Consider the following 14,141-nt stretch of genomic DNA (forward strand, 5'->3'; position numbering starts at 1 on the left):
ACCGCCGGGGCTAAAGAAGCCGCTGCAGCCGCCCGGCCGATCGTCCTGATCGGGCCGATGGCCGTGGGCAAGTCGGCCATCGGACAGCAGCTCGCGCAGCATCTGGGGTCCGCCTTCGTGGACACCGACGTCGTCGTGGTTGCCAACCATGGGGCCATCGCCGAGATCTTTGCCAGCCGGGGAGAGCATGTCTTCCGCGAGATGGAGGCCCGTGCCGTGGCGCAGGCCATCGAGGATGCACAGGGCAGCAACACCGTCATCTCGCTGGGCGGGGGCGCGGTGCTCGATTCCGGCACACAGCAGCTCCTGGCCCGCTGCACGGTGGTCTATCTCGAATGTGACGCCGCGACCGTGGCGGAACGCGTCGCCAAGAATTCGGGCCGGCCGCTCCTGGCCGGCGACGCCATGGGGCGGTGGCGGACCCTGTTCGCCACCCGGCAGCCCGTTTACGAACGCCTCGCCGATCTGGTTCTCGATGTCCGGCGCGGAACCGTTCCGGAGCTGGCTCACCGGCTGGAAGATGCGCTGGTGGAGTACGCCGCCGCGAAAACCGCTGCGGTGCCCATGCCAGCGGCGACAAAGGAAGTTGAATAGTGAGTACCGAATCAACCGTCATCAAGGTCACCGGACAAACTCCTGGTGAGAACTACGACGTCGTCGTGGGCCGCGGCCTGCTGCCAAGCCTGCCGGCCCTGCTGGGGGAGCGCGTCAAGCGCGTCCTGGTCATCCACCCGCGTGCCCTCCGGCTCACCGGCGACACCGTCCGTGAAGAGCTTGCCTCGGCCGGCTTCACCGCGCTGACCGCCGAGATCCCGGATGCCGAGGAAGGCAAGCACATCGAGGTGGCTTCCTTCTGCTGGCAGGTGCTGGGACAGAACGACTTCACCCGCTCGGACGCCGTGGTGGCCGTCGGCGGCGGGGCCGTGACCGACCTCGCCGGCTTCGTTGCCGCGACCTGGCTGCGCGGCGTCAAGGTCATCCACATGCCCACCAGCCTGCTGGGCATGGTGGACGCCGCCGTCGGCGGCAAGACCGGCATCAACACGGCCGAAGGCAAGAACCTCGTCGGCGCCTTCCACCCCCCGGCCGGCGTCCTCGCCGACCTGGACACCCTGGACACGCTGCCGAAGAACGAGATCATTTCCGGCATGGCCGAGGTCATCAAGTGCGGGTTCATCGCCGATCCGGCCATCCTGGACCTGGTGGAGAAGGACCCGGCCGCCGTGTCCGATCCGCGGTCCGCCATCCTGCGGGAACTGATCGAACGCGCCATCAGCGTCAAGGCCAAGGTTGTTTCCGAGGACCTAAAGGAAGCCGGCCAGCGGGAGATCCTCAACTACGGCCACACCCTGGGCCACGCGATCGAACTCGTCGAGCGCTACTCCTGGCGCCACGGCGCCGCCGTCTCCGTGGGCATGATGTTCGCAGCGGAGCTGGCCCGCAGCGTCGGCCGCCTCAGCGATGCCGACGCCGACAGGCACCGCAGCATCCTGGAAAGCCTGGGACTTCCCCTCACCTACCGCCGGGACCGCTGGCAGGCCCTCCTGGACGGCATGCGCCGGGACAAGAAGTCCCGCGGCGACCTGCTGCGCTTCGTGGTGCTCGACGGCATCGGCCGCCCCGGCATCCTCGACGTCCCGGATACCTCGCTGCTGTTCGCCGCCTACCAGGAGATCGCCTCCTGATGAACATGGTCAAGGGCGGCACGAGCGAATGGCCCGACGCCGGATTCCCCGGGATCCGGATCAACCCGCAGAGCCTGATGCCCGAGATCGTCAACGACGAGGCCTGCGCCGAGGCGCTGGCATCCTCCTCGGACCCCGCCGACCTGATCTTCCTCCGGCTCGTCGAAGGACGCGCTGCCGAGGCGGCGGAGCTGCTCGCCGAGGCCCGGTACAAGGACCCCGACTCGCTCCGGCTGCGCATCTTCGAGGCCGATGTCCTGCGGGTCTCCAACCGCTTCGACCGGGCCGTGGAGCTGTTCCGGCAGCTGCTGGCCGAAACCCGGGGCACGCTGGACGAGGCGGCCGTCCGCCAGCACCTCGGACGCTCGTACTTCGCCGGCGGCAACATCGCCGCCGCCGTGGAGTCCTTCGCGAGAGCCCTGGACCTGCGCGTGGCCGGTTCCGCCGACGCGTCGCTGATCTACGCCTCCACCGTGGCGCTGCAGCGCGCCCGGGAAGTGCTGGACCTCACGCCATAAGGGGCCGTCCGGCAGCGGTCCGGCGGAACCGGTAGAATGGACCTTGGATTTTTGATAAATACGCGCTGGCGGGCCGTTCGGCATGCCTGCCTGGCATAGACCGTCTGGAAGACAGAACCAGAAAGATAGAACCAGGCAGGTAGAGCCAGGCAGGCAGAACCAGTCAGATAGAAACCAGAGGATACAGTGGCAACCACTAACGACATCAAGAACGGAACCGTCCTTAAGCTTGAGGGCCAGCTTTGGAACATCATTGAGTTCCAGCACGTCAAGCCCGGTAAGGGTGGCGCGTTCGTGCGCACCAAGATGCGCAACGTGATGTCCGGCAAGGTCGTCGACAAGACCTTCAACGCCGGACTAAAGATCGAGACCGCCACGGTTGACCGCCGCGACTACCAGTACCTGTACCAGGACGGCGCGGACTTTGTATTCATGGACACTCAGGACTTCGACCAGCTCACCGTTTCCGCTGCCACCGTGGGCGATGCCACCAACTTCATGCTTGAGAATCAGATGGTCAACATCGCCATTCATGAAGGAAACCCGCTCTACATCGAGCTGCCCCCGAGCGTCGTCCTCGAAATCACTTACACGGAGCCGGGCCTGCAGGGCGACCGCTCCTCGGCCGGCACCAAGCCCGCCACCCTCGAAACCGGCTACGAGATCCAGGTGCCGCTGTTCGTGGAGAACAACACCAAGGTCAAGGTCGACACCCGCGACGGCAGCTACCTCGGCCGGGTCAACGACTAGTGAGTGCACGCGGCAAGGCCCGGAACCGGGCCCTGGATGTTCTCTTCGAGGCGGAGCAGCGCTCCGTCTCGGCGTTCGACGTTCTGAAGTCCCGTCGGGAACAGACGGACCAGATCGTCAACCCGTACACCCTCGAAATCGTTGAAGGCGTCGTGTCCCACCAGGCTGCGATCGACGAGTTCCTGGAAACCTATTCGCAGGGCTGGACCCTGGAGCGTATGCCTTCTGTGGACCGCACCATCCTGCGGATCGGCACCTGGGAGCTGCTCTACAACGACGACGTCCCCGACGGGGTCGCCGTCAGTGAAGCCGTGGCGCTGGCCAAGACGCTCTCCACGGACGAGTCGCCGTCGTTCATCAACGGCCTGCTGGGCCGGCTGCAGCAGCTGAAGCCTTCGCTGCTCGCCTGATCTGCAGTGGCCTGATCACGCTCTGCCTGATTACCCGCTGACTGATCACGCACCGAAAGGGCCGGTGCCCGCCTCACGGCGGGCACCGGCCCTTTGCGTGCCCGCTGGCGTGCCCGCTGGCGTGCCCGCTGGCGTGTCCGCGCCGTGCCTGCGCAGCTGTGGCCCCGCAGTCGGTGCGGTCAGCCCACGACGGCGGCCCGGAGGGCGACGATGAATGCCAGCTGCTGCAGCTCGTCGCGCTGGTGCGCGGGCACGTCCCGGCCGCTGAGGATCCGCTGCCGGGTGAAGGCGAGCCGGGTGGCCGCTCGCAGGAATGCCTTCATCTGCGGGCGGCGGCCCATCGACGCGGCCCAGCGGAGGGCGTAGCGGCGGCCGCCGGCGGTGGCGAGAATGTCCACCTCCGCTGCCGTGAACCAGCCCGCGGCCGCGTACTCCCGGAGCCGCTGCCGGGTCAGCCGGTTCTCCGCAACCCGCAGCAGCACAATGACCAGGACGGCCACGAGGAAGATCGGCACCTGGACGACAAGGTATTGCGCCAGGAAATTCCGGCCCATGCTGTTCCAGCTGCTGTGCAGCAGCATCGCGGGGATGAGGCCGACGGCGAACGCAAGGATGCACATCCCGGTGTTCCAGCGGCGCACGGCGAGCCCCAAGATGAGCCCGGTTGTTCCCGTGAAGATGGCGTGGGCGAAGGGCGACATGACACCGCGCAGGAAGAACACCACGGCGAGTTCCGTGCTCGGGGTGCTGGAATCGGCGATGGCGCGGCCGAAGTAGAGGATGTTCTCCGTGAAGGCGAAGCCGCCCGCGATCGTGAACGCGAACACGACGCCGTCGACAGGCCCGTCGAAATGCTTCCGGGCAAACAGCAGGAGCAGCAGCCCGAGGGACTTGGCGAATTCCTCGACCACGGGCGCCTGGACGGTCACGGCAAACGTCCGGTGATCCAGTCCGGACGCGGCACCCGCTGCCAGGGAGAAGACCGGCTGGACCAGCAGCGTCACCGCAATGGAAACGACCGCTCCCCAGATGAAGGCAAAGAACAGGAGGCGCGTGGGCTCGGGTTCCCAGCGGTCGATGAAGAACACCGCGAGCAGGACCGCCGTCAACGGCAGCAGCGAGGCCACGAAGCCAACGACGAATCCGGCCGTCCCGGTGCTGTCCAGGACGAAGGGCAGGACCAGGAACAGGCCAAGGAACCCGAGCGCGCCGCCGGCCGCCACGAGTCCGACCACGCCGGCGGAGGAACGGCCGCGGCGGGCTGCCGGAAAAGCGGGCGGCAGGACGGGACCGGACTGGCTGCCACTGCCGGACGGCGCCGGCCGGTAATGCTGCTGCTGGACCTGCCCCATCCAGGTGGGGTTGGCCTGCTGGGGCAGCGGCAGCGGTCCGCCGGGAAAATCCCCGCTGGGGTGGCCCGGCCCGGATCCGTTGATCGTCATGGACACAGCGTAGGTGCAGGCATCCCCCGTCCCAAGGAGCTGTGACGCATACCGCCTTTCCCGGGGCGCTTCCGCCGCAGCCCGTGTGGTAATTTGAAAGGGCAAATAATCCTTTTTTAATTCCGTCCCGTGAGGCGGGGAAAGGGGAGACGAGCTTTGACTTCTGTGCCAGCAGCACCGGGTCCGGCAAAGGTTGTGCTCACCCGGGTTGTCCTCAACCAGGCCGACATCGACCGCGCACTCACTCGTATCGCCCATGAAATTCTCGAGGCCAACAAGGGCTCCCAGGACCTGGTCCTGCTCGGTATCCCGCGCCGGGGTTATCCCCTCGCCGTCCGTCTCGCCGCCAAGATAGCCGCCGCCGATCCCACCGTGGACGCCGCCGCGATCGTCGGCCAGCTGGATGTGACCATGTTCCGCGATGACCTTTCGCACCAGCCCACGCGTCCGCCGTATCCGACCCAGCTGCCGCGCACCGGGATCGACAACAAGGTCGTCGTGCTGATCGACGACGTCCTCTACTCGGGACGGACCATCCGCGCAGCCTTGGACGCCATCATCGATCTCGGTCGCCCAAGGATCGTCCGCCTGGCTGTGCTGATCGACCGCGGCCACCGCGAACTGCCCATCCGTGCCGATCACGTCGGCAAGAACCTCCCCACCTCGTCCGCCGAAAAGGTCCGCGTCAGGCTCGAGGAAACCGACTCAGTGGACGGTGCGCCCGTCAACGAAGTGGTCATCGAGGCCGTCGCATGAGGCATCTGCTCTCCACCGAAGACCTGAGCCTGGCCAACGCCGTCCGCATCCTCGACACCGCCGAGGAAATGGCGGCCGTGGGGGAGCGCGAGGTCAAGAAGCTGCCCGCCCTGCGCGGCCGCACCGTGGTCAACCTGTTCTTCGAAGACTCCACCCGGACCCGCATCTCCTTCGAGGCCGCCGCCAAGCGGCTCTCCGCGGACGTCATCAACTTCGCCGCGAAGGGCTCCTCCGTCTCCAAGGGCGAGTCCCTCAAGGACACCGCCCAGACGCTGGCCGCGATGGGCGCCGACGCCGTCGTCATCCGGCACTGGGCCTCCGGCGCCCCGCACCGGCTGGCCGCCACCGACTGGATCGACGCCGCCGTCATCAACGCCGGCGACGGCACCCACGAACACCCCACCCAGGCCCTGCTGGACGCCTTCACCATGCGCCGGCACTGGTCCAGGCTGGCCGGCACGCCGTCCGCCGGGGCGGACCTGTTGGGCATGCGGGTCGCGATCGCCGGCGACGTGCTGCACTCCCGCGTGGCGCGGTCCAACGTCTGGCTGCTCCGCACCCTGGGCGCCGAAGTCACGCTTGTGGCGCCGCCCACCCTCCTGCCCATCGGCGTCGAAAAGTGGCCCTGCACCGTCAGCTACGATCTCGACGAAACCCTCGAAAAGGGCGTGGACGCCATGATGATGCTCCGGGTCCAGGGCGAACGCATGAACGCGTCCTTCTTCCCGACCACGCGCGAGTACTCACGGCGCTGGGGCTTCGACGACAACCGGCTCCGCGCCCTGGACAGCCTAGGCCTCAAGGACACCATCATCATGCACCCCGGCCCCATGAACCGGGGCCTGGAAATTTCCTCCTCCGCCGCGGACTCGCCCCGCTCCACCGTGCTCGCCCAGGTGCGCAACGGCGTCTCCGTCCGTATGGCCACCTTGTACCTGCTGCTCTCCGGGGACACCCGCGAACCAGCCGCCAATCCGAACGCCGCCTATTCCAACGCCGCCAATCCGAACAAGGAGAGCCACTGATGGCCGAACAGCAACAGGACGCAGTCACCGGGGGCGCCTACCTCATCCGCGGTGCCGCACTCCTTGGCGGGGCCGCCGAGGATCTCCTGATTCGCGACGGCGTGATCGCCCGGCGCGGCAGGGACCTCCCGGCCGACGGCGCCACGGTCATCGAGGCCGCCGGCCTCGTGGCACTCCCGGGCATGGTCGACATCCATACCCACCTGCGCGAACCCGGCCGCGAAGACGCCGAAACCGTCGAAACCGGTACCCGTGCCGCCGCCCTGGGCGGCTACACGGCCGTGCACGCGATGGCCAACAGCACCCCGGTGGCGGACACCGCCGGCGTCGTCGAACAGGTCCTGACCCTTGGCCGCGCTGCCGGCTGGGTGGACGTCCGCCCGGTCGGTGCCGTCACCGTGGGCCTCGCGGGGGAACAGCTCGCCGAGCTCGGCGCGATGGCCGATTCCCGCGCCCGGGTCCGCGTCTTCTCCGACGACGGCATCTGCGTGCACGATCCCGTGCTCATGCGCCGGGCCCTCGAATACGTCAAGGCGTTCGACGGCGTCGTGGCCCAGCACGCGCAGGAACCCCGCCTCACCGCCGGCGCCCAGATGAACGAGGGTGAAGTCTCCGCCGTCCTCGGCCTCACCGGCTGGCCGGCCGTCGCCGAGGAAAGCATCATCGCCCGCGACGTGCTGCTCGCCCAGCACGTCGGGTCCCGGCTGCACGTCTGCCACGTCTCCACGGCCGGTTCCGTGGAAATCGTCCGCTGGGCCAAGTCCCGCGGGGTCAACGTCACCGCCGAGGTCACGCCCCACCACCTCTGGCTCACGGACGAACTCGCCCGCAGCTACGACCCCGTCTACAAGGTCAACCCGCCGCTCCGCACAGACGCGGACGTCCAGGCCCTGCGCGCCGCGTTGGCCGACGGCACGATCGACGTCGTCGGCACCGACCATGCCCCGCACCCGAGCGAACACAAGGAATGCGAGTGGGCGCAGGCGGCCATGGGCATGACCGGGCTGGAAACCGCGCTCTCGGTGGTCCAGCACACCATGATTGAAACCGGACTGATGAGCTGGGCGGACTTCGCCCGCGTCACCTCCGCCGTCCCCGCCGCCATCGGCCGGCTGGAAGACCAGGGCCGCCCCCTCGAAGCAGGCGAACCGGCCAACGTCATACTGGTGGACCCGGCTGCGCGCTGGACCGTGGACCCTTCTAAGATGGCAACCATGGGACGCAACTCTCCGTTTGCCGGGCGGGAACTTCCCGGCAGGGTAGTGGCGACGTTCTTCAAAGGCCACCCCACCGTCCTGGACGGCAAGCTCAACACTCCGTACCGGTACGATTCAGACCCGCAGGACCGGCCGGAAACCGCACCGGCGGGCCGGCACTGATGGATAAACTGCTCCCCGGACTGGCCATGCTGGCCTTCGCCGTCGTGGTCTTCGCCCTGCTGGCCATCGGCTGGCGGAACCGGATGCGCCGCCAGTCCGACGTCGACGCCCTGCCCGAAGTCCCCGCGGAGCTTAGTGCCCCGCTGGCCGCGGCCGACGGCCAGTACGTGGCCTCCACCACCGCCGGTGACTGGCTGGACAGGATCGCCGTCCACAACCTCGGTATCCGCACCAACGCCGAACTCAGCGTGCACGCCGAGGGCGTGCTCTTCGAACGCTCCGGAGCCGGTCCGGTGTTCATCCCGGCCGGACAGCTCACCGGCGTGCGCCAGGACAGCGGCATGGCCGGAAAATTCGTCGAAAAGGACGGCCTGCTGGTGCTCAGCTGGATGCTGGGCTCCCGCGAACTGGACTCCGGCTTCCGCACCCGACGTGCCGAAGACAAGACAACCCTTCTCACCACCCTTCAAGATTTGATCTCCGCAGCCCCTCAGGCAGACGCCGATAGTGGAAAGTAACAACGTGACGGACACCCACGAAGTCAAGAAAACAGCAGTGATTAACACAGCGGCAACGCCCACCCCCGCAGCCCTCGTGCTCGAGGACGGACGGATCTTCCGCGGCACCAGCTATGGGGCCACCGGAACCGCCCTGGGCGAGGCGGTGTTCGCGACCGGCATGACCGGCTACCAGGAGACCATCACCGATCCCTCCTACGCCCGCCAGCTCGTGGTCCAGACCGCGCCGCACATCGGCAACACCGGGGTCAACACCGACGACGCCGAATCCCGGCGCATCTGGGTGGCCGGCTACATCGTCCGCGACGCCGCCCGCCGTCCGTCCAACTGGCGTTCGGAGCGCAGTCTGGACGACGAACTCGTCGAACAGGGGATCGTCGGCATCCAGGGCGTCGATACCCGCGCCATCACCCGGCACCTGCGCGAACACAAAACCATGCGCGCCGGGATCTTCTCCGGCGACGCCGCCCGCGCCACGGACAAGGACCTCGTCGACGCCGTCCTGGCCAGCGCGCCGATGGAAGGCTCCCGGCTGGCGGAAGAAGTCAGCGTGGACGCCGCCTACACAGTGGAGCCCAAGGACTTCGGCTGGGACGGCGAGCCGCGGTTCAGCATCGCCGCGATCGACCTCGGCATCAAGCGGATGACCCCCATCCGCTTCGCCGAGCGGGGCGTGCGCGTGCACGTGCTGCCCGCCACGGCAACCCTGGCGGATGTCCAGGCCGTCAACCCTGACGGCTTCTTCATGTCCAACGGCCCCGGCGACCCGGCCACCGCGGACACCCAGGTCAAACTGCTGCGCTCGGTGCTCGACGAGAAGATCCCGTACTTCGGCATCTGCTTCGGCAACCAGATCCTCGGCCGCGCACTGGGCTTCGGCACGTACAAGCTGCGCTACGGCCACCGCGGCCTCAACCAGCCCGTGATGGACCGCCGCACGGGCAAGGTGGAGATCACCTCGCAGAACCACGGCTTCGCCGTCGACGCCCCGCTCAACGGCGCCACCCAGGCTCCCGAGGAGCGCTACGGCCGCGTCGAGGTCAGCCACGTGAGCCTCAACGACGACGTCGTGGAAGGGCTCGCCTGCCTCGACATCCCGGCGTTCTCGGTGCAGTACCACCCCGAAGCCGCCGCCGGCCCGCACGACGCCGCCTACCTCTTCGACCGCTTCATCGAGTTGATGGCGGACACCAAGACTTCCACCGATTCCAAGACTGAGGACAAGAAGTAATGCCCAAGAGAACTGACCTCAAGAGCGTCATGGTCATCGGGTCCGGCCCGATCGTGATCGGCCAGGCGGCCGAATTCGACTACTCCGGCACCCAGGCACTGCGCGTCCTCAAGGAGGAGGGCCTGCGGGTCATCCTCGTCAACTCCAACCCGGCCACCATCATGACGGACCCCGAGTTCGCCGATGCCACCTACATCGAGCCGATCACGCCCGAGGTGGTGGAGAAGATCATCGCCAAGGAGCGGCCCGACGCCCTGCTGCCGACCCTGGGCGGCCAGACCGCCCTCAACACGGCCATCGCGCTGGACAAGAACGGCGTGCTGGAGAAGTACAACGTGGAGCTGATCGGCGCCAACATCGCCGCGATCGAGCTCGGCGAGGACCGCGAGAAGTTCAAGGGCGTCGTGGAACGCTGCGGCGCCGAGTCGGCCCGCAGCCACATCATCCACACCATGGACGAGGCCCTGACCGCGGCCGAGGACCTGGGCTACCCGATGGTGGTCCGGCCCTCCTTCACGATGGGCGGGCTCGGCTCCGGCCTGGCCTATGACGAGAACGACCTCCGCCGGATTGTCGGCCAGGGCCTGCAGTACAGCCCCACCAGCGAAGTGCTGCTCGAAGAGAGCATCCTGGGCTGGAAGGAATACGAGCTCGAGATGATGCGGGACAAGAACGACAACGTCGTGGTCGTCTGCTCCATCGAAAACTTCGATCCCGTCGGCGTCCACACCGGCGATTCCATCACGGTCGCGCCCGCTCTGACCCTCACGGACCGCGAGTACCAGCGCCTGCGCGACATCTCCATCGCCGTCATCCGCGAGGTCGGCGTCGACACCGGCGGCTGCAACATCCAGTTCGCGGTCGAGCCGGACACCGGACGCGTCGTCGTCATCGAGATGAACCCGCGCGTCTCCCGCTCCTCCGCCCTCGCCTCCAAGGCCACGGGCTTCGCGATCGCCAAGATCGCCACCAAGCTCTCCCTCGGCTACACCCTGGATGAGATCCCCAACGACATCACCCAGAAGACCCCGGCGTCGTTCGAGCCGACCCTGGACTACGTCGTCGTGAAGGTGCCGCGGTTCGCCTTCGAGAAGTTCCCGGCGGCGGACCCCACGCTGACCACCACCATGAAGTCGGTGGGCGAGGCCATGGCCATGGGCCGCAACTTCACCGAGGCGCTGCAGAAGGCGCTGCGCTCCCTCGAGCAGAAGGGCTCGCAGCTGGACTTCAGCCACGTGCCCGAATGGGAAGTCGCGGAGCTGATCGAGAAGTCCAAACGGCCCACCACCGAGCGCCTGCACCAGGTCCAGCGGGCCCTGCTCGGCGGCGCCACCGTGGAGCAGCTCTTCGAGGCCACCAAGATCGACCCGTGGTACCTGGACCAGCTTCAGCTGCTCAACGAGATCTCCCGGGAGATCCGCCAGGCCAACGCCCTCACGCCGGAGATGCTCAAGCGTGCCAAGCGCCACGGCTTCTCCGACGAGCAGATCGGCGCCCTGACGCACAACTCCGAGGACGTCGTCCGCGGCGTCCGGCAGGCACTCGGCATCCGTCCCGTGTACAAGACCGTGGACACCTGCGCCGCCGAGTTCGCCGCGTACACGCCCTACCACTACTCGTCCTACGACGAAGAGGACGAGGTGGCGCTGCACGCCAAGCCGTCCATCATCATTCTGGGCTCCGGACCCAACCGGATCGGCCAGGGCATCGAGTTCGACTACTCCTGTGTCCACGCCTCCATGGCCCTGCGCAAGGCCGGCTACGAGACCGTCATGGTCAACTGCAACCCGGAAACCGTCTCCACCGACTACGACGTCTCCACCCGCCTGTACTTCGAGCCGCTCACCCTCGAGGACGTCCTCGAGGTCATCGCGGCCGAGGAACGCACCGGCGGCGTGATGGGCGTCTTCGTCCAGCTCGGCGGCCAGACCCCGCTGAAGCTCGCCCAGCAGCTCGCCGACGCCGGCGTGCCGATCCTGGGGACCTCCCCGGAGGCGATCGACCTCGCCGAGCACCGGGGCGCCTTCTCCCGGGTGCTGGACGACGCCGGACTGATCTCGCCGAAGAACGGCACCGCCGTGTCCTTCGAGGATGCCAAGAAGATCGCCGACGAGATCGGCTATCCCGTGCTGGTCCGCCCGTCCTACGTCCTCGGGGGCCGCGGCATGGAGATCGTCTACGACGAGCCCAACCTCTCCCGCTACATCGCCAACGCCACCGAGATCACCCCGGAACACCCGGTACTGATCGACCGCTTCCTCGAGGACGCCGTCGAGATCGACGTCGACGCCCTGTACGACGGCACGGAGATGTACCTGGGCGGCATCATGGAGCACATCGAGGAGGCCGGCATCCATTCCGGCGACTCGGCCTGCGTCCTGCCGCCCATCACGCTGGGCAACAACGTACTGGACCGCGTCCGGACCGCCACGCTGGCCATTGCCGAGGGCGTGGGCGTCCGCGGCCTGATCAACATCCAGTTCGCCCTCGCCTCCGACGTCCTCTACGTCCTGGAGGCCAACCCCCGGGCCTCCCGCACCGTGCCGTTCGTCTCCAAGGCGACCGGCGTCCAGATGGCGAAGGCGGCGGCCCTGATCGGCACCGGCGTCACCATCCACCAGCTCCGCACGGCTTACAAGATGCTGCCGGAAACCGGTGACGGCTCCACGCTGCCGCTGGACGCTCCGGTCTCGGTCAAGGAAGCCGTGCTGCCGTTCAGCCGCTTCCGCACCCCGGAGGGCAAGGTTGTCGACTCGCTGCTCGGGCCGGAAATGCGCTCCACGGGCGAGGTCATGGGCATCGACAAGCACTTCGACACCGCCTTCGCCAAGAGCCAGGCGGCCGCGAACAACGCCCTGCCCACCGAGGGCAAGATCTTCGTCTCCGTGGCGAACCGGGACAAGCGCTCGGTGATCATGGGTGTCAAGCGCCTGTCCGACCTCGGCTTCGAGATCGTCTCCACGGGAGGCACCGCCGACGTCCTGCGCCGCAACGGCATCCAGGCCACCCCGGTCCGCAAGGTCGCCGAGGGCAGCAGTGCCGAAGGCGAGGGCACTATTGCGGACCTCATCGTCGCCGGCGAGATCGACATGGTCTTCAACACCCCCTCCGGCGGCGAAGCCCGCAGTGACGGCTACGAACTCCGTGCCGCCGCGACGTCGATCGGCATTCCGTGCATCACCACGGTGGCCGAATTCAACGCCGCCGTCCAGGCCATCGAGGCGCTGCGCACCTACGAATGGTCCGTCACGAGCCTGCAGGAGCACGCCGCGGCCCTCGCGGAATCGCAGAAAAAAGTCTCGCAGAAGACAGTCTCACAGAACGCAGCGTCGCAGAATGCCTGAGTCCGGAACCGCTGACAGTGGAACCCCTGACAGCGACGGTGCCGGCCGGGAGTCCTTCGGCTCCCGGCTGGGACGGGCCATGGCGGACCGCGGTCCGCTGTGCGTCGGGATCGATCCGCACCCGGCGCTACTGCAGCGCTGGGGCCTGGCGGACGACGTCGCGGGGTTGGAGCGCTTCTCACTGACCGTCCTTGAGGCGGTGGGCTCCCTCGCTGCCGCGGTGAAACCGCAGGTGGCGCTCTATGAGCGCCACGGCTCCGCCGGGATGGCCGTACTGGAACGTACCCTGGCCGCGGCGGCGGAGGCTTCGGTGCTGACCATCGCGGACGCCAAGCGCGGCGACATCGGCTCCACCATGGCCGCGTATGCCGACGCCTGGCTCAGGGACGGCTCTGCCCTGGCCGCGGATTCAGTGACGCTGAGCCCGTACCTGGGCTTCGAGTCGCTGCGGCCCGCCCTGGACCTCGCGGTGCAGTCCGGGCGCGGCGTGTTCGTGCTCGCGCTGACCTCGAACCCGGAGGGCGCCTCCGTCCAGCACGTCGGCGGGGCGGACTCCGTGGCCCGCCGGATCGTGCAGGCAGCGGCGGTGGAGAACCGCCGGTACTCCGGTCTTGGTTCCGGGGAATTGGGCTCCGTGGGGCTCGTGGTCGGAGCCACGGTCGGTTCCGCCCTCACCGAACTGGATCTGGACCTGGCCGCCGTGCGCGGGCCTATCCTGGCCCCCGGGCTGGGTGCCCAGGGCGCGACCGCCGCGGACCTGCGGCGCACCTTCGGGGACGCCTACCCCCAGGTGCTGGGCACCTCCAGCCGGGACATTCTCGTCGCCGGACCGGAAATCCGGGCCCTGCACGACGCGGCACGGCGGACCCTCGAGGAACTTCAGGCGGTCTAGCCACCGGCCCGGCCTCTGGCGCCGCCACTGGCCGGCCTGCGGCGGGGACCCTGCCCGCTTCCGGACTTCGGCAGTTGTCCATTGATTTCTGCCGCTTCCAGACGGTAGGTTCAGGACACGGCAACGGCATGGGCGCTGTCTGACGGACCGGGGTGGACGGCCCGCCGGGCGGACCGACCCGGCCGGCCCGT

The 14,141-nt window shown here is 68.1% G+C and carries 13 protein-coding genes; 12 read left to right on the forward strand and 1 reads right to left on the reverse strand.

All coding sequences use genetic code 11. The features are described 5' to 3' along the window. Window positions 1-39 precede the first annotated feature (39 nt). The 5 genes from ACQCSY_RS19555 (at window position 40) to nusB (ending at window position 3,363) form a co-directional block, all read left to right on the forward strand. Window positions 40-594, forward strand: coding sequence for a shikimate kinase (locus tag ACQCSY_RS19555; RefSeq protein ID WP_427135952.1), 555 nt, complete (start codon window positions 40-42; stop codon window positions 592-594). After that, on the forward strand, window positions 594-1,685 hold the full coding sequence (gene aroB / locus ACQCSY_RS19560; protein ID WP_427131378.1) for a 3-dehydroquinate synthase: 1,092 nt from the start codon (window positions 594-596) through the stop codon (window positions 1,683-1,685). The genes ACQCSY_RS19555 and aroB overlap by 1 nt, the downstream gene beginning before the upstream one ends. Beyond that, window positions 1,685-2,203, forward strand: a complete 519-nt coding sequence (locus ACQCSY_RS19565; RefSeq protein WP_427131379.1) for a tetratricopeptide repeat protein — start codon at window positions 1,685-1,687, stop codon at window positions 2,201-2,203. Before aroB ends, ACQCSY_RS19565 begins: the two co-directional genes overlap by 1 nt. 186 nt (window positions 2,204-2,389) lie before the next feature. Beyond that, window positions 2,390-2,953: an elongation factor P gene (efp, locus tag ACQCSY_RS19570; protein ID WP_427131381.1), complete on the forward strand. Its 564-nt coding sequence runs from the start codon at window positions 2,390-2,392 to the stop codon at window positions 2,951-2,953. Next, entirely contained in the window at window positions 2,953-3,363 is a 411-nt protein-coding gene (gene nusB, locus ACQCSY_RS19575; protein WP_427131383.1) for a transcription antitermination factor NusB, read from the forward strand. The genes efp and nusB overlap by 1 nt, the downstream gene beginning before the upstream one ends. A gap of 179 nt (window positions 3,364-3,542) precedes the next feature. On the opposite strand, the gene ACQCSY_RS19580 is transcribed toward nusB, so the two are convergent. Further along, the gene (locus ACQCSY_RS19580; protein ID WP_427131385.1) at window positions 3,543-4,805 is read right to left on the reverse strand and encodes a PrsW family intramembrane metalloprotease; all 1,263 of its coding nucleotides are present in this window, start codon (window positions 4,803-4,805) and stop codon (window positions 3,543-3,545) included. A 156-nt stretch (window positions 4,806-4,961) separates the two neighbouring features. Between ACQCSY_RS19580 and pyrR the strand changes: the two genes are divergently transcribed. Genes pyrR through pyrF form a run of 7 tightly spaced genes read left to right on the forward strand, consistent with a single transcriptional unit; the run spans window position 4,962 to window position 13,950 of the window. Continuing rightward, entirely contained in the window at window positions 4,962-5,561 is a 600-nt protein-coding gene (gene pyrR, locus ACQCSY_RS19585; RefSeq protein ID WP_427131387.1) for a bifunctional pyr operon transcriptional regulator/uracil phosphoribosyltransferase PyrR, read from the forward strand. Continuing rightward, window positions 5,558-6,586: an aspartate carbamoyltransferase catalytic subunit gene (locus tag ACQCSY_RS19590; RefSeq protein ID WP_427131389.1), complete on the forward strand. Its 1,029-nt coding sequence runs from the start codon at window positions 5,558-5,560 to the stop codon at window positions 6,584-6,586. The genes pyrR and ACQCSY_RS19590 overlap by 4 nt, the downstream gene beginning before the upstream one ends. After that, window positions 6,586-7,965 (forward strand): dihydroorotase, encoded by a 1,380-nt coding sequence (locus tag ACQCSY_RS19595; protein ID WP_427131391.1) that lies wholly within the window; start codon window positions 6,586-6,588, stop codon window positions 7,963-7,965. Before ACQCSY_RS19590 ends, ACQCSY_RS19595 begins: the two co-directional genes overlap by 1 nt. Beyond that, on the forward strand, window positions 7,965-8,483 hold the full coding sequence (locus ACQCSY_RS19600) for a hypothetical protein (protein WP_427131393.1): 519 nt from the start codon (window positions 7,965-7,967) through the stop codon (window positions 8,481-8,483). Before ACQCSY_RS19595 ends, ACQCSY_RS19600 begins: the two co-directional genes overlap by 1 nt. 4 nt (window positions 8,484-8,487) lie before the next feature. After that, window positions 8,488-9,714, forward strand: a complete 1,227-nt coding sequence (carA, locus tag ACQCSY_RS19605; RefSeq protein WP_427131395.1) for a glutamine-hydrolyzing carbamoyl-phosphate synthase small subunit — start codon at window positions 8,488-8,490, stop codon at window positions 9,712-9,714. Beyond that, window positions 9,714-13,058, forward strand: a complete 3,345-nt coding sequence (gene carB / locus ACQCSY_RS19610) for a carbamoyl-phosphate synthase large subunit (RefSeq protein ID WP_427131397.1) — start codon at window positions 9,714-9,716, stop codon at window positions 13,056-13,058. The genes carA and carB overlap by 1 nt, the downstream gene beginning before the upstream one ends. Further along, window positions 13,051-13,950, forward strand: coding sequence for an orotidine-5'-phosphate decarboxylase (pyrF, locus tag ACQCSY_RS19615; protein WP_427131399.1), 900 nt, complete (start codon window positions 13,051-13,053; stop codon window positions 13,948-13,950). The genes carB and pyrF overlap by 8 nt, the downstream gene beginning before the upstream one ends. Window positions 13,951-14,141 lie beyond the last annotated feature (191 nt).

The organism is Pseudarthrobacter sp. S9, assembly GCF_050156545.1.
Lineage (GTDB): Bacteria > Actinomycetota > Actinomycetes > Actinomycetales > Micrococcaceae > Arthrobacter.

Coding starts and splice junctions, on each gene's coding strand:
- ACQCSY_RS19565 (WP_427131379.1), top strand. CDS start 1,685: ATGAACATGGTCAAGGGCGGCACGAGCGAATGGCCCGACGCCGGATTC.
- ACQCSY_RS19580 (WP_427131385.1), bottom strand. CDS start 4,805: ATGACGATCAACGGATCCGGGCCGGGCCACCCCAGCGGGGATTTTCCC.
- ACQCSY_RS19590 (WP_427131389.1), top strand. CDS start 5,558: ATGAGGCATCTGCTCTCCACCGAAGACCTGAGCCTGGCCAACGCCGTC.
- ACQCSY_RS19595 (WP_427131391.1), top strand. CDS start 6,586: ATGGCCGAACAGCAACAGGACGCAGTCACCGGGGGCGCCTACCTCATC.
- ACQCSY_RS19600 (WP_427131393.1), top strand. CDS start 7,965: ATGGATAAACTGCTCCCCGGACTGGCCATGCTGGCCTTCGCCGTCGTG.
- carB (WP_427131397.1), top strand. CDS start 9,714: ATGCCCAAGAGAACTGACCTCAAGAGCGTCATGGTCATCGGGTCCGGC.
- pyrF (WP_427131399.1), top strand. CDS start 13,051: ATGCCTGAGTCCGGAACCGCTGACAGTGGAACCCCTGACAGCGACGGT.